The organism is Bacillus sp. SYZHCR11 (assembly GCF_057196865.1).
Window position 1 is genome coordinate 96,480 of the sequence record NZ_JBXUND010000001.1, and the last position, 18,517, is coordinate 114,996.

At 45.5% G+C, this 18,517-nt stretch carries 21 protein-coding genes; 20 read left to right on the forward strand and 1 reads right to left on the reverse strand.

Annotation, left to right across the window (positions count from 1 at the left end; translation table 11 throughout):
* Nucleotides 1-34 precede the first annotated feature (34 nt).
* The 11 genes from AC2CGA_RS00450 (at nucleotide 35) to fni (ending at nucleotide 10,430) form a co-directional block, all read left to right on the forward strand.
* Nucleotides 35-619, forward strand: coding sequence for a genetic competence negative regulator (locus AC2CGA_RS00450; RefSeq protein WP_003153412.1), 585 nt, complete (start codon nucleotides 35-37; stop codon nucleotides 617-619).
* A gap of 160 nt (nucleotides 620-779) precedes the next feature.
* Nucleotides 780-2,054 carry an NAD-specific glutamate dehydrogenase gene (gene gudB / locus AC2CGA_RS00455; protein WP_003153413.1) on the forward strand — a complete coding sequence of 425 codons (1,275 nt, stop codon included), beginning with the start codon at nucleotides 780-782 and terminating at the stop codon, nucleotides 2,052-2,054.
* Between the two features lie 105 nt (nucleotides 2,055-2,159).
* On the forward strand, nucleotides 2,160-3,143 hold the full coding sequence (locus AC2CGA_RS00460) for a YpdA family putative bacillithiol disulfide reductase (RefSeq protein WP_003153414.1): 984 nt from the start codon (nucleotides 2,160-2,162) through the stop codon (nucleotides 3,141-3,143).
* A 95-nt stretch (nucleotides 3,144-3,238) separates the two neighbouring features.
* On the forward strand, nucleotides 3,239-3,895 hold the full coding sequence (gene prsW / locus AC2CGA_RS00465) for a glutamic-type intramembrane protease PrsW (protein ID WP_003153415.1): 657 nt from the start codon (nucleotides 3,239-3,241) through the stop codon (nucleotides 3,893-3,895).
* Nucleotides 3,896-4,027: 132 nt separating this feature from the next.
* On the forward strand, nucleotides 4,028-4,897 hold the full coding sequence (gene sleB, locus AC2CGA_RS00470) for a spore cortex-lytic enzyme (RefSeq protein WP_015388061.1): 870 nt from the start codon (nucleotides 4,028-4,030) through the stop codon (nucleotides 4,895-4,897).
* Nucleotides 4,898-4,921: 24 nt separating this feature from the next.
* On the forward strand, nucleotides 4,922-6,271 hold the full coding sequence (ypeB, locus tag AC2CGA_RS00475; RefSeq protein ID WP_015388062.1) for a germination protein YpeB: 1,350 nt from the start codon (nucleotides 4,922-4,924) through the stop codon (nucleotides 6,269-6,271).
* Nucleotides 6,272-6,357: 86 nt separating this feature from the next.
* A complete protein-coding gene (locus tag AC2CGA_RS00480; protein WP_015388063.1) occupies nucleotides 6,358-7,014 on the forward strand; it encodes a flagellar brake protein in 657 nt (218 codons plus the stop codon).
* 46 nt (nucleotides 7,015-7,060) lie between these two features.
* Complete coding sequence (locus AC2CGA_RS00485; protein WP_003153420.1) at nucleotides 7,061-7,237, forward strand: YpfB family protein; 177 nt, start codon at nucleotides 7,061-7,063, stop codon at nucleotides 7,235-7,237.
* Between the two features lie 78 nt (nucleotides 7,238-7,315).
* On the forward strand, nucleotides 7,316-7,990 hold the full coding sequence (gene cmk, locus AC2CGA_RS00490) for a (d)CMP kinase (protein WP_014305316.1): 675 nt from the start codon (nucleotides 7,316-7,318) through the stop codon (nucleotides 7,988-7,990).
* Nucleotides 7,991-8,217: 227 nt separating this feature from the next.
* Nucleotides 8,218-9,366: a 30S ribosomal protein S1 gene (gene rpsA / locus AC2CGA_RS00495; RefSeq protein ID WP_003153426.1), complete on the forward strand. Its 1,149-nt coding sequence runs from the start codon at nucleotides 8,218-8,220 to the stop codon at nucleotides 9,364-9,366.
* Between the two features lie 14 nt (nucleotides 9,367-9,380).
* Entirely contained in the window at nucleotides 9,381-10,430 is a 1,050-nt protein-coding gene (fni, locus tag AC2CGA_RS00500; protein ID WP_015388064.1) for a type 2 isopentenyl-diphosphate Delta-isomerase, read from the forward strand.
* Between the two features lie 34 nt (nucleotides 10,431-10,464).
* On the opposite strand, the gene AC2CGA_RS00505 is transcribed toward fni, so the two are convergent.
* Nucleotides 10,465-10,596 carry a YpzI family protein gene (locus AC2CGA_RS00505; protein ID WP_003153429.1) on the reverse strand — a complete coding sequence of 44 codons (132 nt, stop codon included), beginning with the start codon at nucleotides 10,594-10,596 and terminating at the stop codon, nucleotides 10,465-10,467.
* Between the two features lie 76 nt (nucleotides 10,597-10,672).
* Here AC2CGA_RS00505 and AC2CGA_RS00510 point away from each other — a divergent pair, with 76 nt between their 5' ends.
* The 9 genes from AC2CGA_RS00510 to mtrB all read left to right on the forward strand — a co-directional run bounded on the left by AC2CGA_RS00510 (nucleotide 10,673) and on the right by mtrB (nucleotide 18,433).
* Entirely contained in the window at nucleotides 10,673-11,275 is a 603-nt protein-coding gene (locus AC2CGA_RS00510) for a YphA family membrane protein (RefSeq protein ID WP_003153431.1), read from the forward strand.
* 192 nt (nucleotides 11,276-11,467) lie between these two features.
* Complete coding sequence (gene der, locus AC2CGA_RS00515; protein ID WP_003153433.1) at nucleotides 11,468-12,778, forward strand: ribosome biogenesis GTPase Der; 1,311 nt, start codon at nucleotides 11,468-11,470, stop codon at nucleotides 12,776-12,778.
* 17 nt (nucleotides 12,779-12,795) lie between these two features.
* Nucleotides 12,796-13,833, forward strand: a complete 1,038-nt coding sequence (locus AC2CGA_RS00520) for an NAD(P)H-dependent glycerol-3-phosphate dehydrogenase (RefSeq protein WP_003153434.1) — start codon at nucleotides 12,796-12,798, stop codon at nucleotides 13,831-13,833.
* Between the two features lie 318 nt (nucleotides 13,834-14,151).
* Complete coding sequence (locus tag AC2CGA_RS00525) at nucleotides 14,152-14,355, forward strand: DUF2768 domain-containing protein (protein WP_044053375.1); 204 nt, start codon at nucleotides 14,152-14,154, stop codon at nucleotides 14,353-14,355.
* A gap of 19 nt (nucleotides 14,356-14,374) precedes the next feature.
* Entirely contained in the window at nucleotides 14,375-15,109 is a 735-nt protein-coding gene (locus AC2CGA_RS00530; RefSeq protein ID WP_015388066.1) for a hypothetical protein, read from the forward strand.
* 185 nt (nucleotides 15,110-15,294) lie between these two features.
* Nucleotides 15,295-16,773 carry a stage IV sporulation protein A gene (gene spoIVA / locus AC2CGA_RS00535; RefSeq protein WP_003153438.1) on the forward strand — a complete coding sequence of 493 codons (1,479 nt, stop codon included), beginning with the start codon at nucleotides 15,295-15,297 and terminating at the stop codon, nucleotides 16,771-16,773.
* A 374-nt stretch (nucleotides 16,774-17,147) separates the two neighbouring features.
* Nucleotides 17,148-17,426 carry a non-specific DNA-binding protein Hbs gene (hbs, locus tag AC2CGA_RS00540; protein WP_003153447.1) on the forward strand — a complete coding sequence of 93 codons (279 nt, stop codon included), beginning with the start codon at nucleotides 17,148-17,150 and terminating at the stop codon, nucleotides 17,424-17,426.
* Nucleotides 17,427-17,612: 186 nt separating this feature from the next.
* Complete coding sequence (gene folE / locus AC2CGA_RS00545) at nucleotides 17,613-18,185, forward strand: GTP cyclohydrolase I FolE (protein ID WP_003153448.1); 573 nt, start codon at nucleotides 17,613-17,615, stop codon at nucleotides 18,183-18,185.
* Between the two features lie 20 nt (nucleotides 18,186-18,205).
* Nucleotides 18,206-18,433, forward strand: a complete 228-nt coding sequence (gene mtrB / locus AC2CGA_RS00550; protein ID WP_003153449.1) for a trp RNA-binding attenuation protein MtrB — start codon at nucleotides 18,206-18,208, stop codon at nucleotides 18,431-18,433.
* Nucleotides 18,434-18,517: the final 84 nt, after the last annotated feature.

Genomic DNA, 18,517 nt, shown 5'->3' on the forward strand with positions numbered 1-18,517 from the left:
GATTTGTGTGCAAGAAGAGGCAGGAGGGAACATTATGCGGCTTGAGCGTCTGAACTATAATAAGATTAAAATCTTTTTAACCCTCGACGATCTGACTGATCGGGGACTGACAAAAGAAGACCTCTGGAAGGACTCGTTTAAAGTCCACCAGTTATTTAAAGATATGATGAATGAAGCAAATACAGAGCTCGGCTTTGAAGCGAATGGTCCGATCGCGGTGGAAGTATATTCTCTTCAGGCACAAGGTATGGTTGTGATTGTAACGAAAAATCATGACGCGGACGCAGAAGATGACGAATATGACGATGATTATATCGAGATGCAGGTCAAACTTGACGAAAGCCCGGATATTATTTATCAGTTCCATTCGTTTGAAGATATCATTCAGCTTGCCGGAAGCCTTCACCGCATCGGGATTACCGGCGGCACCGTCTACCATTATGAGAACCAATACTATGTAAGCCTTGAAGACCTCGGCTCCCGTTCCGCCGAAGGTGTCATCGCGGTGCTGGCTGAATACGGACACCCGGCGACAATTACGATTTACAGGCTCCATGAGTACGGAAAACTCATCATGGACGGCAATGCTGTGGAAACCATCCAGAAACATTTTTCATAAAAAAGATTTGAAACGGCAGCTGTTTTCAGCGGCCGTCTTTTTTTAAGCGAAATAATGGAAAAATCATTGTCTTTCTTCTATGCACGGAGATATTGAAGGTGTATACTAGTCACTGAAAGGGAGCATGAGAGAAACAGAAGATTTTAGGAGGTTAACTCAAATGGCAGCCGATCGATTCACCGGTCATAATGAAGAAGACAAACATGATGTATTAAAATCAACCCAAACCGTAATACATAAAGCTCTGGAAAAATTGGGGTATCCAGAAGAAGTGTATGAACTGCTGAAAGAGCCGCTCAGATTATTAACGGTTAAAATTCCTGTTCGGATGGATGACGGGTCTGTGAAAATATTTACAGGCTATCGTGCGCAGCACAATGATTCCGTAGGTCCGACAAAAGGCGGCATTCGTTTTCACCCGAATGTAACTGAAAAAGAGGTGAAAGCACTTTCCATCTGGATGAGTTTAAAATGCGGAATTATTGATCTTCCTTATGGCGGTGGTAAAGGCGGAATTGTTTGTGATCCGAGAAATATGTCATTCAGAGAGCTTGAAAGGCTGAGCAGGGGATATGTAAGAGCAATCAGTCAGATTGTCGGACCGACTAAAGACGTCCCGGCACCTGACGTATTTACAAACTCACAGATTATGGCTTGGATGATGGATGAATATTCAAGAATTGATGAATTTAACTCACCCGGCTTTATTACGGGAAAACCGCTTGTACTCGGCGGATCCCACGGCAGGGAATCAGCGACGGCAAAAGGCGTCACCATCTGCATAAAAGAAGCGGCTAAGAAAAAAGGTCTCGATATTCAGAACGCGCGTGTCGTCGTACAAGGTTTCGGAAATGCGGGCAGCTATCTGGCCAAGTTTATGCATGACGCCGGCGCGAAAGTTGTCGGAATTTCTGACGCGTACGGAGGCCTTTACGATCCGGACGGTCTTGATATTGATTATCTGCTTGACCGCAGAGACAGCTTCGGAACGGTGACGAAGCTTTTCAATGACACCATTACGAATCAGGAGCTGCTTGAGCTGGACTGTGATATACTTGTCCCGGCGGCGATCGAAAACCAAATTACAGAAGAAAACGCTGACCGCATCAAAGCGAAAATCGTGGTAGAAGCGGCAAACGGACCGACGACACTGGAAGGAACGAAAATCCTGACAGACAAAGGAACGCTGCTGGTTCCCGATGTTCTGGCGAGCGCCGGCGGTGTAACGGTTTCTTATTTCGAATGGGTTCAAAACAACCAGGGCTTCTACTGGAGTGAAGAAGAAGTCGAGGAAAAACTGGAAAATATGATGATAAAATCGTTTAATAATATTTATGAAATGTCCCAAAACCGCCGGATTGACATGAGGCTTGCGGCTTACATGGTCGGCGTGCGGAAAATGGCTGAGGCTTCGCGTTTCAGAGGCTGGATATAAACCAATCGTTTGCATAAACAAAAAAAATCTCCTATGATAATATAGGAGATTTTTTATATGAGTGGAAACTTATGATGGAAATGCCAATCGCAGGAGTTGAAGGACATGACAGAAGAAAAAGCAATTATAATAGGCGGAGGTCCTTGCGGATTATCGGCGGCTATACATCTGAAGCAAATTGGCGTGAACGCGCTTGTGATCGAAAAAGGGAATGTCGTAAACAGCATTTATAACTATCCGACCCACCAAACTTTTTTCAGTTCAAGTGAAAAATTGGAGATCGGCGATGTCGCCTTTATTACGGAAAACAGAAAACCGGTCCGAATACAGGCTCTCTCTTACTACAGAGAGGTTGTCAGAAGAAAAGAGCTGCGCGTAAACGCCTTTGAAATGGTGGAGCGCGTAACGAAACAGGAAGACGGCCGTTTTCTTGTAGAAACGTCAAAAGACCGCTACCTCACTCCGTTTTGTATCATTGCGACAGGATATTATGATCATCCGAATTATATGAACATACCGGGTGAAGGGCTTCCTAAGGTATTTCATTACTTTAAAGAAGGCCATCCTTATTTTGATAAAGATGTTGCTGTGATCGGCGGGAAAAACTCAAGTGTGGACGCGGCTTTGGAACTCGTGAAGTCCGGTGCGCGCGTCACGGTGCTCTACAGAGGACATGAGTATTCCCCGAGCATCAAGCCGTGGATTCTGCCTGAGTTTGAGGCCCTTGTCAGAAACGGCACAATCCGGATGGAATTCGGCGCTTGTCTTGAAGAAGTGACGGAAGATGAAATCATTTTCCGCTCCGGCCGAAATGAGACGGTCCGGCTGAAAAACGATTTCGTATTTGCCATGACGGGGTACCATCCCGATCACGGTTTCCTCGAAAAAATCGGGGTGCAGATTGATGCTGAATCAGGCCGGCCGTTTTTCCGGGAAGAAACGATGGAAACAAATGTTGACGGTGTTTTTATCGCCGGAGTCATTGCGGCTGGAAATAACGCCAATGAAATTTTTATCGAGAACGGCCGTTTTCACGGCGGCTTGATCGCAAACGAAATATCAAAACGGCTGGGTGCAGAGAGCATATGATCATTCATATGCTCTTTTTTAAAAAATTGAAAGATGTAAAAATATGAACAACATGGTACCATAGATATAGGAATATAAAGGAAAGAGGTTGCCTGATGTTTGCAATCATCTCTGCAGGAATTGCTCCCGGCATTGCGCTGTTAAGCTATTTTTATTTAAAAGATCAGTATGACAATGAACCTGTACATATGGTGCTGAGGTCTTTTTTTCTCGGGGTTGTCCTTGTGTTTCCGACCATGTTTATCCAATATGTTCTTGAAAAAGAGCATGTGGGGGGAGGAAGCTTTTTCGTTTCGTTTTTGTCTTCGGGATTTTTGGAAGAATCGGTGAAATGGTTCGTTCTGATGATCAGTGTGTACCCGCATGCTCATTTTGATGAGCATTATGACGGAATCGTTTACGGGGCCAGTGTGTCTTTAGGCTTTGCCACACTTGAAAATATTCTGTATTTATTCGGCCACGGCGTTGAGCATGCTTTTATAAGAGCGCTTCTGCCGGTCTCCTGCCATGCGCTGATCGGAGTGATTATGGGATTTTATCTCGGAAAAGCCCGCTTTTCGCAGAAAAAAGCCCGTGTCAAATGGCTTGTGATTTCGCTGGCCGTGCCTTCATGTCTGCACGGTTCTTACGATTTTATTCTTACCGCCCTCAATCATTGGGTATATTATATGCTGCCGTTTATGCTGTTTTTATGGTGGTTCGGGCTGCGAAAGGCAAAAAAAGCACGCTCCGTCAATATGATCCAAGTGTGAAGAAACCGCGCATCGCGTGCGGTTTCTTTTTTTATGCCTTGATGAGGGATAAGAAGGAAACGGTGTATAAAAATATCCGCGTGACAGACAATACGGGTACACTTTAAATTTTGCAGTAGGAGGCTTGAAGAGATGAAGTGCAAAGGAGCCTTTATGGCATGTCTCATTCTATTTTCTTTCGCCGCCGCTTTCTTCGATCATCATGAAACGGTTCATGCGTTTTCAAATCAAGTGATTCAAAGAGGCGCAACGGGTGATGATGTTATAGAATTGCAGGCCCGTCTTCAATATAACGGATTTTATAACGGGAAAATCGATGGTGTTTACGGCTGGACCACATACTGGGCCGTGAGAAATTTTCAGGAGAAATTCGGCATGAAGCCGGTTGACGGCCTCGTCGGGGCGAAAACCAAACAGGTGCTGATTTCAAAATCAAAATATTACCGTGAATATGTAATGGAGCAGATCCAAAAAGGGAATACGTTCACTCATTATGGCAACGTCCCATTGGAAAACCAAACAAAACCGAGAGCCGGAGCGCAGAAGCCGGCGGGAACGAATAAGCCTGCTCAAAAGCCGCAAAACAATACAGGCGGTCAGTCAAATCAAAAGCAAAATACGACAGCGGCCAATATGCCTGGCGGTTTCTCAAACAACGACATCAATCTTCTGGCGCAGGCTGTGTACGGGGAAGCGCGCGGTGAGCCGTTTGAAGGACAGGTTGCCATTGCCGCGGTTATTTTAAACCGTATTAAAAGCCCGTTATTTCCGAATACGGTGGCCGGCGTCATTTTCGAACCGCTCGCGTTTACCGCCGTTGCCGACGGCCAAATATACATGCAGCCGAATGAAAGAGCAAAAGAAGCGGTTCTTGATGCGATTAACGGATGGGACCCTTCTGAAAACGCGCTTTATTATTTCAATCCTGATACGGCGACAAGCAAATGGATTTGGGGACGTCCGCAGATTAAAAGAATCGGAAAGCACATTTTCTGTGAGTAAAAGTACGCAAAATGAGGTGTTAACATGATTAGAGGAATCATTATCGCTGTTCTCGGTGTCGCGATCGCCGCAACCGGATACTGGGGATATAAAGAGCATCAGGAAAAAGATGCGGTCCTTCTGCACGCGGAAAATAATTATCAGAGGGCTTTTCATGAACTGACGTACCATGTTGATCAGCTTCACGACAAAATCGGGACGACGCTTGCGATGAACAGTAAAAAATCTCTGTCTCCGGCGCTCATTGATGTATGGAGAATTACATCTGAAGCGCATAACAATGTGAGCCAGCTGCCCCTGACTCTCATGCCTTTTAATAAGACGGAGGAGTTTTTATCCAATATAGGAGATTTCAGCTATAAAACATCCGTCCGGGATTTAGACCAAAAACCGCTTGATAAGAAAGAATATACAACACTGAACAGCCTGTACAAACAGGCGGAGAACATTCAAAACCAGCTTCGCAGCGTTCAGCATCTCGTCATGAGCAAAAATTTACGGTGGATGGATGTTGAAATGGCGCTCGCCTCTGACAAAAAACAAAGCGATAATACGATCGTCGACAGCTTTAAAACAGTCGAAAAAAATGTAGGCGCTTTTTCTGAAGGCAGCATCAGCCCCACATTTACGGGAGCAAATACAGAACGAAAAGGTTTTACGCATCTGAAAGGAAAACAAATTACGGAAAAAGAAGCGGTAAAAATCGCACAAGGGTTTGCGCCTGATCATAATTATTCCATTAAAGTGGTCAAAAGCGGCCGGAAGACGAATCGGGATGTATACAGTATCCGCATGAATGACGCGGATCACAAATCTTTTATCTATATGGATATTACCCAAAAAGGGGGACATCCTGTCTATTTGATTCAAAAACGGGCCGTGAAGAAACAAAAGATCAGCCTCAATGAAGCATCTAACCGGGCTGTCGCGTTTTTAAAGAAAAACGGATATGAAACAAAAGGCCTCGAAATTGATGAAAGCGCGCAATATAATAACATCGGCGTCTTTTCTTTTATTCCCGTGGAGAAAAACGTCCGCATTTATCCGGAAGCCATCCGAATGAAAGTGGCGCTGGATGATGGTGAAGTCGTCGGTTTTTCCGCGCGTGATTACCTGGCGGCGCACCGCACGAGAACGATTCCGGCTCCCGCTTTGTCAGCTGATGAAGCGAAAGCGAAGCTGAATAAAAATGTTGAAGTGCGGGAGACCCGGCAGGCGCTGATCACGAATGAACTCGGTCAGGAAGTGCTTTGCTACGAAATGCTCGGGACGATCGGGAAAGACACGTATCAAATGTTCATTAATGCGGATGACGGAAAAGAGGAAAAAATAGAAAAATTAAAAAGTGCAGAGCCTATATATAAAGACCTATAAAAATAAAGGAGGAAAGGACTAAAAGTCTTTTCCTTTTTTTCATTACATGCTTTAATAAAAGCATAAATAATGAAAGAGTGAAGGCCATGATAGCTGTCGGAGATTATATTTGGATTGAATACATAGAGAACAATGAGCCCAAAAAAGCGAGGAGCAAAGCAGTAAGCGTTGAAAACGGCGAACTCCACATCTCATATCCCGTCGATCTGGATTCGGGACGGACGGTCTTTTTGCATAAAGGATTGGAAATAACAGCGGAATTTATGGGGAATGGCCAAGTACCGTATCAATTTAAAAGCATAATTAAAGGAAAGAAAAAAGAACCCATCCCGATGATCGGATTGGACATCCCACCTCAGGAGGAAATGAAGCGGATTCAAAGACGCCGATACGTCCGTGCAGACGCAGTATTGGATGTATCCGTCAAAATGGAAGCGAAAAAAACCGCTTTTCAAACGGTTTCCTCTAATATCAGCGCCGGCGGAATCGCTGTTGTGATGCCTGAGCATATTTCCGCGGAACCAGGTGAAAAGCTGTATGTCTCATTTTCTCTTCCCGGCAAGGAAAATGAGGCGGATATAACGGCCGAGGCTCTTACCCAGCGGATTTTTTATGATGAAAAGGCGGATAAACAAAAAATGACGCTTGAATTTACAGAAATCGGCCCCGCAGCGCAGCAGCTTTTACTCCAATATTGTATGCGCGCGCAGCTGCAGCAGAGAAGAAACAGTCTGTCGGAATAAACAGCAGCGCACTTTTCCATACTAATCCTAATGGAGGTGCGCGTGTATGAAAACGTTTGAACGTCTGCTGGTCAAATTGGTCTGCATTCAGCTTATAATTTTGGGCGCGGTGCAGTTTTTGCTTCATTATCAGCCTATTGAACCTTATATTTCGAAAGCTGTGAAATATGAGGGAGTTGATAAAATGGAGAAAAAAGAATGGATTGAAACGGTAAAGCGGTAAATCAGCTCAATTTTTTCGCCCCTTTTCCGGCAGTTCATGATACAATCCATAGAGGAGTAAAGAGCAAGGAGAGAGATTATGGACAAGAAATTATCAATTGCGATCGACGGGCCGGCCGCTGCCGGAAAAAGCACCGTTGCTAAAATAGTAGCTGAGAAAAAATCATATGTGTACATTGATACAGGGGCGATGTATCGTGCCATTACATATACGGCGCTCAAGCAGAATGCCGATTTAACCGATGAAGCCGCGCTTACAGAGCTTTTGAAGCGTACGGAAATTGAGCTTGTATCCGCTCCGGAAGGACAAATCGTTCTCGTAAACGGAGAAGATGTGACAGAAGAAATCCGAAAAGACGAAGTCAGCAACCAAGTATCCATCGCCGCCAAGCATAAAGGCGTCAGAGAAGAAATGGTCAAAAGACAGCAGCAGCTCGGACAAAAAGGCGGTGTCGTCATGGACGGCCGTGATATCGGTACTCACGTGCTGCCTGATGCCGAAGTGAAAATTTTTCTGCTCGCGTCCGTAGAGGAAAGAGCGAAGCGCCGATATGAAGAGAATAAGAAAAAAGGCTATGACGTGAATTACGAGACGCTCATTGAAGAAATTGCCAGACGCGACAAACTCGATTCAGAGAGGGAAGTTTCCCCGCTGCGCAAAGCGGAAGACGCGATTGAAATCGATACGACGTCACTCAGCATTGCCGAAGTCGCAGGAAAAATTCTGGAGATCGTCGAACAGAAATCACGTTAACTTCGGGCGGAGCGCTTTTTAATTTTTTTCAAAAGACAAGATGTTATTGCTTGACAAACCAGTCCTTTTATTAGAAGTTAATACTAATAAAACTTTTTATTGATCATTCAAAATCTTTTTTGGATGATTCTTTAATACATATTCGGCTGAAAAGCGGACATTCACATGTTCAGCTTTCAAACCGTATTAATTAAGCTGTGTAGGTTTGGACCAAGGAGGTTATTCAAATGACAGAGGAAATGAATCAAATTGATGTTCAAGTGCCAGAGGTTGGAGATGTAGTAAAAGGGATTGTGACAAAGGTAGAGGACAAGCATGTAGATGTCGAAATTGTCAATGTCAAACAGTCCGGAATCATTCCAATCAGTGAATTATCAAGTCTTCATGTAGAGAAAGCATCGGATGTCGTAAAAGTTGACGACGAGCTTGACCTGAAAGTAACAAAAGTGGAAGACGATGCTTTGATTTTATCTAAACGTGCCGTTGATGCTGACCGCGCTTGGGAAGACCTTGAAAAAAAATTCGACACAAAAGAAGTGTTTGAAGCTGAAGTGAAAGATGTGGTGAAAGGCGGTCTCGTCGTTGATATCGGCGTTCGCGGCTTCATTCCCGCATCACTTGTCGAAGCTCATTTCGTCGAGGATTTCACTGACTATAAAGGGAAAACCCTCTCTCTTATCGTCGTTGAACTCGACCGTGATAAAAACCGGGTGATTCTGTCACACCGGGCTGTAGTGGAAAAAGAACAGACAGCCAAAAAGCATGATTTTCTCCAAACGCTTGAAGTTGGAAGCGTGCTTGAAGGAAAAGTGCAGCGTCTGACTGATTTCGGCGCATTTGTCGACATCGGCGGAATTGACGGGCTTGTTCATATTTCGCAGCTGTCTCATTCACACGTCGAAAAACCGTCTGACGTGGTGGAAGAAGGTCAGGACGTAAAAGTGAAAGTGCTGTCCGTAGACCGCGATAACGAGCGTATTTCTTTATCTATTAAAGAAACGCTGCCGGGACCTTGGAGCCAGATCGGCGAAAAGGTAAAACAGGGAGATGTGCTTGAAGGAAAAGTGCAGCGCCTTGTAAGCTTCGGCGCCTTCGTTGAAATTCTTCCGGGCGTGGAAGGACTTGTGCACATTTCGCAAATTTCCAATAAACATATCGGAACCCCGCATGAAGTGCTTGAAGAAGGACAGACTGTTAAAGTGAAAGTGCTGGACGTGAACGAAAGCGAAGAGCGCATTTCCTTAAGCATGCGTGAGCTTGAAGAAGCGCCGAAAGCCGATCAGGAGGACTTCCGTCAATACCAGGCGAAAGAAGAGCCGAGCACCGGCTTCCAGCTTGGCGATTTAATCGGAGACAAGCTTAATAAATTAAAATAAATTGGTGATAAAACGTGACACGAGCAGAACGAAAAAGAGAACATATAAATCATGCGCTGTCTACCGGCCAAAACCGGGAAACGGGGCTTGATGATATTACGTTTGTTCATGTCAGCCTACCGAACCTAGCATTGGAAAAAGTGGATATATCAACGAAAATCGGCGGACTCACAAGCAGTTCGCCGATTTTTATCAATGCGATGACAGGCGGCGGCGGACAGCTTACATACGAAATTAACAGATCGCTGGCAAGAGCCGCGCGCAAAGCCGGCATGCCGCTGGCTGTCGGTTCGCAAATGTCGGCTTTAAAAGATCCCTCCGAACGGTATTCTTACGAGATCGTCAGAAAAGAGAATCCGGACGGGCTGATATTTGCCAATTTAGGCAGCGAGGCGGATGCCGAGCAGGCAAAAAGAGCAATTGATATGATTCAAGCGGATGCCCTCCAGATTCATTTAAATGTGATTCAGGAGATCGTCATGCCAGAGGGAGACAGAAGCTTTACCGGCGCTCTCGGCCGTATTGAGCGGATTGCGGCGGAAGCGGGAGTTCCCGTTTTTGTCAAAGAAGTCGGCTTCGGAATGAGCAGGGAGTCGGCACGGCAGTTATTTGATGCCGGTGCGGCAGCAGTTGATGCCGGCGGATACGGCGGTACAAATTTCTCTAAGATTGAAAATATGCGCAGAGAGAAGGCGCTTCAATTTTTTAATACGTGGGGAATTTCCACTGCCGCAAGCTTAGCGGAAATCCACTCGCTCTCCGCTGATCAATCAATTATCGCATCCGGCGGGCTGCAAAGTGCCCTGGATGTCGCCAAATCGATTGCCCTCGGCGCTTCTGGCGCGGGAATGGCCGGCACCTTCCTGAAAGCTCTCACCTCCAAAGGAGAAGAGGGGCTGTTTGACGAGATGACGGCGCTTTTACAAGAGCTGAAAATGATTATGACCGCCCTCGGATGCCAATCGGTTGCCCAATTGCAAAAGGCGCCTTTGGTCATAAAAGGTGACACACATCACTGGCTTTCGGAACGGGGGATTGACACATCCCGTTTCAGCAGACGTTAAAAGGCATGCGAACCCGCATGCCTTTCTCTGTTTTTTACGATTTTCTTTTTCGGAATTCACCGTTTTGTTCAAGGCTCGTCGCTCCTTTATGGTGAATTGAATCATCGCGATCAGATTCCACCCGGCGGGAGGCTTTCAGTTTTTTCTCCTGTCTGTCTTTTCCCATTTTTATCCGCTCCTTTCAGGCATAATTGGTTTAAAAAATGCGTTCCCGCTCCATACTGGTCAGAGGAGGAGCGATTATGGAACCGTTTTATTATTACTGGTCAATGTGGTTTTTATGGATACTTGCGACTTTTATTTTTGCCAAAACAAAAAGCCGTTTTTACGTATCAGTCTTTATTTTGACTAATATGATGGCAAGCATACATCAGATAACGGCTTATTTTACGCTGAACGCGGCATATGTCATGTTTTTTGCTGCGGCATTTGTTTATGCGGGAAGCCTCGGCATGCATAAACGGCTCCGTCATATTGTGATTCATCTGACGGCGGCTGCGGCGTACGGCTTTATTTTTCTTTTTGCATTATATGACCCTGTTTGGTTTATCATAAAACCTGAATGGGCGGCGGTTATACTGCTTACCGTTATTACGCTTTCTGTTGAGGGGCGGTTCCCTGAGAGGCTTTGTCTTTTTGTTCTCGGCATGTGCCAGGGGGAGTTATTGTATGCTGCGGTCATCCGCAACATTGCGGGTGCAGCAGCCGTCGGTGATTATAAATGGCTTTCAGGCTGTTCGGCGGGAGTGATTCTTCTCGTCGGGCTGACTACATATGAACAGCTTGCGGCGCGCATCAGCCAAAAAAGCAAAAAGCAGGGCAAAGGAGCGACAAAAATGTCTTGAAAACAGACGGAGACTGTTACATGAATGCGAAACATTTTGAAGAATACATTGTGATCTCAGTGAAAACTGATATAATAAATGAGTTAAGCCCTTCTGTTTGAAGGGTTCTTTTCATAGCGAAGATGATTTTTAATAACCGGTTGAACAATTTTTTGTGAAAATGTAAGCGGCTGGATTGAAAGGAAGGGTACTATGGGTAAACCTGTCGTAGCCATTGTCGGAAGACCGAATGTGGGAAAATCCACAATCTTTAACCGGATTGCGGGTGAAAGAATTTCAATAGTAGAAGATACCCCCGGAGTGACGCGGGACCGGATATACAGTTCGGCGGAATGGCTGAATTATGATTTTAACCTGATTGATACGGGCGGAATTGATATCGGAGACGAGCCGTTTCTGACACAGATCCGCCAGCAGGCTGAAATCGCCATGGACGAGGCTGATGTGATCATCTTTATGGTGAACGGCCGCGAAGGTGTGACGTCTGCGGATGAAGAAGTGGCAAAAATACTGTACCGGACGAAAAAACCGGTCGTATTAGCCGTTAATAAATTAGATAATACCGAAATGAGAGCGAACATCTATGACTTTTATGCGCTCGGCTTTGGAGAACCGTATCCGATTTCGGGGACACACGGTTTAGGATTGGGAGATTTGCTCGATGCTTGTGCCGAGCATTTTAAAAACATTCCGGAGACGAAGTACAGTGATGATGTCGTTCAATTCTGCCTGATCGGCCGCCCGAATGTCGGAAAATCATCCCTTGTCAATGCGATGCTCGGCGAAGAGCGGGTTATCGTGAGCAACGTAGCCGGAACGACTAGAGATGCTGTGGATACGGCGTTCACTTACAATCAGCAGGAATTTGTAATCGTTGACACGGCGGGAATGAGAAAAAAGGGTAAAGTATATGAAACAACAGAAAAATACAGTGTGCTGCGGGCGTTAAAAGCCATTGACCGCTCAGACGTCGTCGGCGTTGTGCTGAATGCAGAAGAAGGCATCCTTGAGCAGGACAAGCGGATCGCCGGATATGCCCATGAAGCCGGGAAAGCCGTCGTCATTATCGTAAACAAATGGGATGCCGTTGATAAGGACGAGCGCACGATGAAAGAATTTGAACAGAATATTCGGGAGCATTTCCAATTTCTCGATTATGCGCCGGTGCTGTTTATGTCGGCACTGACGACAAAGCGGATTCATACACTCATGCCTGCGATTATTAAAGCGAGTGAAAATCACTCTCTCCGCGTGCAGACAAATGTCTTAAATGATGTCATCATGGATGCGGTGGCCATGAATCCGACTCCGACGCACAACGGCTCCCGTCTGAAAATTTATTATGCGACTCAAGTCGCTGTTAAGCCGCCGAGCTTCGTTGTTTTTGTCAACGATCCGGAACTGATGCATTTTTCTTATGAACGCTTTTTAGAAAACCGAATCCGGGACGCTTTCGGATTTGAAGGTACGCCAATTAAAATATTTGCAAGAGCAAGAAAATAAAAAGGTGTGATACAGAGATGAAAAAAGTGGCAATGCTTGGAGCGGGAAGCTGGGGCACTGCACTTTCTTTAGTGCTGGCTGATAACGGACATCAAGTCATGATGTGGGGACACCGTGCCGAATTGATCGATCAAATCAACGAACTGCATGAAAACAAAGATTACCTGCCGGGTGTGGAGCTATCAAGTTCTATCATCGGGACAGCCGATTTAAGCGAGGCTTTAAAAGGAGCTGACTTCATCATTGTGGCAGTACCGACAAAAGCCATTCGGGAAGTGCTGAAAAAGGCTCTGCCGTACATCCCGAAACAATCGATTTTTGTTCATGTCAGCAAGGGAATTGAGCCGGATTCGCTTCTCCGCATTTCAGAATTAATGGAGGAGGAGCTGCCTGAGGAGTACAGAAAAGACATCGTCGTGCTTTCAGGGCCGAGCCACGCTGAGGAAGTCGGATTAAGACACCCGACGACTGTTACATCATCTTCAAAAAATATCAAGGCTGCAGAAGCGGTTCAGGATTTATTCATGAACCAGCATTTCCGCGTCTATACAAATCCCGATATGATCGGTGTTGAAATAGGGGGAGCGTTAAAGAATATCATCGCTCTTGCAGCGGGGATTACAGACGGATTGGGATACGGAGATAATGCAAAAGCGGCCTTAATCACCCGAGGTCTTGCTGAAATCGCCAGACTCGGCACAAAGATGGGCGGAAATCCGCTCACCTTTTCCGGCCTGACCGGCGTAGGCGATTTAATCGTGACGTGTACAAGCGTTCATTCCCGAAACTGGCGCGCCGGCAACCTGCTCGGCAAAGGATATAAGCTGGAAGCTGTCCTGGATAAGATGGGGATGGTTGTTGAAGGCGTGCGGACGACGAAAGCTGCGTATCAGCTGTCTCAAAAATATCAGGTGAAAATGCCGATCACAGAAGCGCTTCACCAAGTATTATTTAATGGGCAGAAGGTAGAAACGGCCGTAGAATCCTTAATGGCCAGAGTGAAAACCCATGAGATGGAAGACTTGGTCAACACATTCGAAAACCGGGTGAAGTGACAATAACATGCCGTCAGCATATTCTGAAGTGACGAAAGTCCAAAACGCAGAACTCTCCGGCTGAAATCGCTTAAAACATTTGCTGATTTAGGCAGAAGAGGATGCAGACGTACGCATCTACGCATACTATAGCATCGAAGTCCAAGAGAGTGTATCTCAGACGTACAGGTGAATATAGTCAACTTGACTGAAGCAAAGTCCCCCTCTTTGCTTCAGTTTTTTTGTTTTTTCAATAGATGGAAAACCTGTTGATCTTTTCAACATTTGTATATTAAAATGAAATATAACGCTTACAATGATGGGACGGGGGGCACGAACTTGAGTGTGGCATTGATGAAAATGTGGTTTGCGCTTGGTGCTATGGGATTAATGTTTGTTGCGGTCGCCTCTATTTATGTCAGCAGGTACAAAGTGAAAAACAAACTGATAAAAACAGCGGTTTCTTCACTCGCTTATGCCTGCATGGTCATCTCGGGATTGATCGTGTTAATGGTCGTTTTCAGCGGGCCTGTCAATGAATAAAGCCAAAAGGGGGCGCGGAATGCATAAGTTAAAAATGGCCGTCATAACGGCAATGGCGGTGCTTCTGCTGTCGGGCTGTCTGTACCCTGAAGCAAAAAAAACTGAAAATAAAGTATCTTACAAACATCAGCTTCAGCAGGTGCAAGCGGCAGTGGATGAATTTAAAAAGGCGAACGGCGGACTTCTGCCGATTCAGACAAAAGATATGAAAACACCGCTCTATCAAAAATATCCGATAGATTTTAAGCGGCTCGCGCCCAGATACATCGAGGAGCCGCCGGCCTCAGCTTATGAAAGCGGAGGAATGTACCAATACGTGCTTGTCGATGTGGAAAATAAGCCTACCGTCAAGCTGGTCGATCTCCAAATGGCGGAAGCAATCCGCGACATGAAGCTGCGTGTCAAAATGTATCAGGAAAAGCATACATATCCTCCCTATGAGGACGCTGTTTCAAAAGGCCTGTTCACTTTAAATAAAAAAAAGCTCGGCATGAAAGACTCTCCTTCAGTCAAAAGTCCGGTTTCAGGCACGTCTCTGCCGCTTTTAATCGGCGCTGACGGAGAAATCTATGCCGACTATCGCGTCGATCTCGCCCGCTGCCTGAAGAAAAACAAAAAGAAAATCAAACCGGGCGCGGAAATTCAGGATATTTTATGGAAAGAGACTCCTTTCGTCCCGGCCTTTTCAGTCACTTACACCGTAAATGAAAAACAGGAACCCGTTTTTTTAGAAAGTCAAACGAAACAGGAATGAACCTTTTTCCCGCGCATACAAATAGGGAGAAAGGTTTTTTTGATTTTGATAGAAAAGACTGCCTGAAAATTTTCTAAAGATGTCATATTGAAATAGGACAACGTCATACACATATAGTGTCCTGTATTTGATTGGAGAATGGTGAATGAAAAATGATAAGGATAGGAAGTCCGGGAGGGGATCACTTGGAAAAGGTCGATATTTTCAAGGATATCGCTGAACGAACAGGAGGCGATATATACTTAGGAGTCGTTGGCGCTGTCCGTACAGGGAAATCTACATTCATTAAAAAATTTATGGAGCTTGTGGTGCTCCCGAATATCAGCAATGAGGCCGACCGAGCGCGGGCGCAGGATGAGCTTCCGCAAAGCGCAGCAGGAAAAACGATAATGACCACAGAACCAAAATTTGTCCCGAATCAAGCCATGTCCGTTCATGTCGCGGAAGGACTTGATGTCAACATCCGTCTTGTGGATTGTGTGGGATATACGGTTCCCGGGGCGAAGGGATATGAGGATGAAAACGGTCCGAGAATGATCAATACACCTTGGTATGAAGAACCGATTCCCTTTCATGAGGCTGCGGAAATCGGTACGAGAAAAGTCATCCAGGAACACTCCACAATCGGGGTCGTCATTACGACAGACGGCTCAATCGGCGATATTGCGCGGGGCGATTACGTGGAAGCGGAAGAAAGAGTCATCGACGAGCTGAAGGAAGTCGGCAAACCGTTTATTATGGTCATCAACTCGGTAAAACCGTACCACCCGGAAACAGAAGCGCTCAGAGCTGAATTAAGCGCGAAATATGATATTCCCGTCCTCGCCATGAGTGTTGAAAGCATGCGGGAAACAGATGTGTTAAGCGTCCTCAGAGAAGCGCTTTACGAGTTCCCTGTGCTGGAAGTCAATGTCAACCTTCCGAGCTGGGTCATGGTGCTGAAAGAAAATCATTGGCTCAGAGAGAGCTACCAGGAATCAGTGAAAGAAACCGTAAAAGATATTAAACGCCTGCGCGATGTCGACCGGGTTGTCGGCCACTTCAGTGAATTTGAGTTTATTGAAAGCGCCGGATTGGCCGGAATCGAACTTGGCCAGGGTGTCGCAGAAATTGATTTGTATGCGCCGGATCATTTATATGACCAGATTTTAAAAGAAGTGGTCGGCGTTGAAATCCGCGGGAAAGACCACCTGCTTGAATTAATGCAGGACTTCGCCCACGCGAAAAAAGAATATGATCAGGTATCAGATGCGCTGAAAATGGTGAAACAGACCGGCTACGGCATTGCCGCCCCGGCCTTAACCGATATGAGCCTTGATGAACCGGAAATCATCAGGCAGGGATCAAGGTTCGGAGTAAGGCTGAAAGCGGTCGCTCCGTCCATTCATATGATCAAAGTGGATGTGGAAAGTGAATTCGCACCGATCATCGGGACAGAAAAACAAAGTGAAGAGCTTGTCCGCTACTTAATGCAGGACTTTGAAGATGATCCGCTTTCTATCTGGAATTCCGATATTTTCGGCAGATCATTGAGCTCTATCGTAAGAGAAGGAATCTCCGCAAAACTGTCACTCATGCCGGAAAATGCGAGATACAAACTGAAAGAAACGCTGGAGAGAATTATTAACGAAGGCTCAGGCGGCCTGATCGCCATTATTTTGTAAGCTGAAGGACCTCTTCCTGAAACGGGGGGTCTTTTTTTATTCTTTTTAGATACTGGAAATCAATCAAGGATTAGGAGGAAAAAAGCAAAAAAAGGAATATTTGTTCGGTAAAACACGTGAAAACCTTGACGAGCAAGGGATTGAGGCTTTAAAATGCTTGATATGGCTTTTTATATGTGTTACTCTACATACAGAAAATCTTCACTTTGTTGGACAAACATTCCTCAAAGTGTCTGTTTTCTTATGAAAAGCCGTTTACTTGTCTGTTCTTCCCTGCTTTGATTTTTTATCAGACAGGTTTAGAATCAGGCTGAACTGTGAAGAAATGATAATAAACTGCTGATTTGATACCCTTTTGGGAGGAGGTGAAAGGCATGAACAAGACAGAACTAATCAATGCGGTTGCTGAAGCAAGCGAATTGTCTAAAAAAGACGCTACAAAAGCAGTTGATTCTGTTTTTGATACGATTTTAGATGCACTTAAAAACGGTGATAAAATCCAACTGATCGGTTTCGGTAACTTTGAGGTGCGCGAGCGTTCTGCACGTAAAGGACGTAACCCGCAAACGGGTGAAGAAATCGAAATCCCTGCAAGCAAGGTACCTGCTTTCAAACCAGGTAAAGCTCTTAAAGACGCTGTTGCAGGAAAATAATTGTGAATATAGATCGTGTATGCATCTGATACATACACTTTGTTTCTTCACAGAAAAGCCCCTTGATAAAGGGGCTTTTCATATTTAAGCAGCCCCGGTCACCGGGCAGGACTTTCGTTTTGCTTTTGGCGCGGCAAATGTGCTAGAATCGAAATTAAATGTATTCAATGGTGGAGGACACAGACAATGAAAGAAGTTAATAAAGAACAGATTGAACAGGCGGTTCGCCAGATTTTAGAGGCGATTGGAGAAGATCCGGACCGGGAAGGGCTTTTAGATACGCCGAAACGCGTGGCAAAAATGTACGCGGAAGTATTCTCGGGATTAAATGAAGACCCGAAAGAACACTTTAAAACCGTTTTCGGAGAAGACCATGAGGAGCTTGTTCTTGTAAAAGATATCGCGTTTCATTCCATGTGTGAACATCACCTTGTTCCTTTTTACGGAAAAGCGCATATTGCCTACATTCCGCGCGGCGGCAAAGTGACGGGCCTGAGTAAATTGGCGCGGGCGGTGGAAGCCGTCTCAAAACGCCCGCAGCTGCAGGAGCGCATTACTTCAACGATTGCAGAAAGCATCGTAGAGACCTTAGATCCCCACGGCGTCATGGTTGTCGTCGAAGCTGAGCATATGTGCATGACGATGAGGGGCGTAAGAAAGCCTGGCGCAAAAACAGTGACTTCCGCTGTAAGAGGTATTTTTAAAGATGACGCAGCGGCGCGTTCCGAAGTGTTAGAACATATTAAACGTGCGGATTAATAATGATAGAGGGTGCAGATATGAATTCAAAGCATTCAAGTGATTTTGTCGTCATTAAAGCGGTCGAGGACGGCGTGAACGTCATCGGTTTAACGAGAGGAACGGATACGAAATTTCACCATTCCGAAAAACTGGACAAAGGCGAAGTGATTATCGCTCAGTTTACTGAGCATACCTCTGCCATCAAAGTGAGAGGCAACGCCCTCATCCAGACCGCTTACGGAGAAATGAACAGCGAAAAAAAATAAGCCGGCTGTTTCCCGCTTTTGCCAAATGCCCGCAAACGGCGGGAGAATACAGCCAATTTCTTTTTTTTATGCTATAATGATACC

Excerpts from the sequence above, each read along its gene's own strand:
- AC2CGA_RS00450 (WP_003153412.1), top strand. The coding sequence starts at position 35 with ATGCGGCTTGAGCGTCTGAACTATAATAAGATTAAAATCTTTTTAACC.
- gudB (WP_003153413.1), top strand. The coding sequence starts at position 780 with ATGGCAGCCGATCGATTCACCGGTCATAATGAAGAAGACAAACATGAT.
- AC2CGA_RS00460 (WP_003153414.1), top strand. The coding sequence starts at position 2,160 with ATGACAGAAGAAAAAGCAATTATAATAGGCGGAGGTCCTTGCGGATTA.
- prsW (WP_003153415.1), top strand. The coding sequence starts at position 3,239 with ATGTTTGCAATCATCTCTGCAGGAATTGCTCCCGGCATTGCGCTGTTA.
- sleB (WP_015388061.1), top strand. The coding sequence starts at position 4,028 with ATGAAGTGCAAAGGAGCCTTTATGGCATGTCTCATTCTATTTTCTTTC.
- ypeB (WP_015388062.1), top strand. The coding sequence starts at position 4,922 with ATGATTAGAGGAATCATTATCGCTGTTCTCGGTGTCGCGATCGCCGCA.
- AC2CGA_RS00480 (WP_015388063.1), top strand. The coding sequence starts at position 6,358 with ATGATAGCTGTCGGAGATTATATTTGGATTGAATACATAGAGAACAAT.
- AC2CGA_RS00485 (WP_003153420.1), top strand. The coding sequence starts at position 7,061 with ATGAAAACGTTTGAACGTCTGCTGGTCAAATTGGTCTGCATTCAGCTT.
- cmk (WP_014305316.1), top strand. The coding sequence starts at position 7,316 with ATGGACAAGAAATTATCAATTGCGATCGACGGGCCGGCCGCTGCCGGA.
- rpsA (WP_003153426.1), top strand. The coding sequence starts at position 8,218 with ATGACAGAGGAAATGAATCAAATTGATGTTCAAGTGCCAGAGGTTGGA.
- AC2CGA_RS00505 (WP_003153429.1), bottom strand. The coding sequence starts at position 10,596 with ATGGGAAAAGACAGACAGGAGAAAAAACTGAAAGCCTCCCGCCGGGTG.
- AC2CGA_RS00510 (WP_003153431.1), top strand. The coding sequence starts at position 10,673 with ATGGAACCGTTTTATTATTACTGGTCAATGTGGTTTTTATGGATACTT.
- der (WP_003153433.1), top strand. The coding sequence starts at position 11,468 with ATGGGTAAACCTGTCGTAGCCATTGTCGGAAGACCGAATGTGGGAAAA.
- AC2CGA_RS00520 (WP_003153434.1), top strand. The coding sequence starts at position 12,796 with ATGAAAAAAGTGGCAATGCTTGGAGCGGGAAGCTGGGGCACTGCACTT.
- AC2CGA_RS00530 (WP_015388066.1), top strand. The coding sequence starts at position 14,375 with ATGCATAAGTTAAAAATGGCCGTCATAACGGCAATGGCGGTGCTTCTG.
- hbs (WP_003153447.1), top strand. The coding sequence starts at position 17,148 with ATGAACAAGACAGAACTAATCAATGCGGTTGCTGAAGCAAGCGAATTG.
- folE (WP_003153448.1), top strand. The coding sequence starts at position 17,613 with ATGAAAGAAGTTAATAAAGAACAGATTGAACAGGCGGTTCGCCAGATT.
- mtrB (WP_003153449.1), top strand. The coding sequence starts at position 18,206 with ATGAATTCAAAGCATTCAAGTGATTTTGTCGTCATTAAAGCGGTCGAG.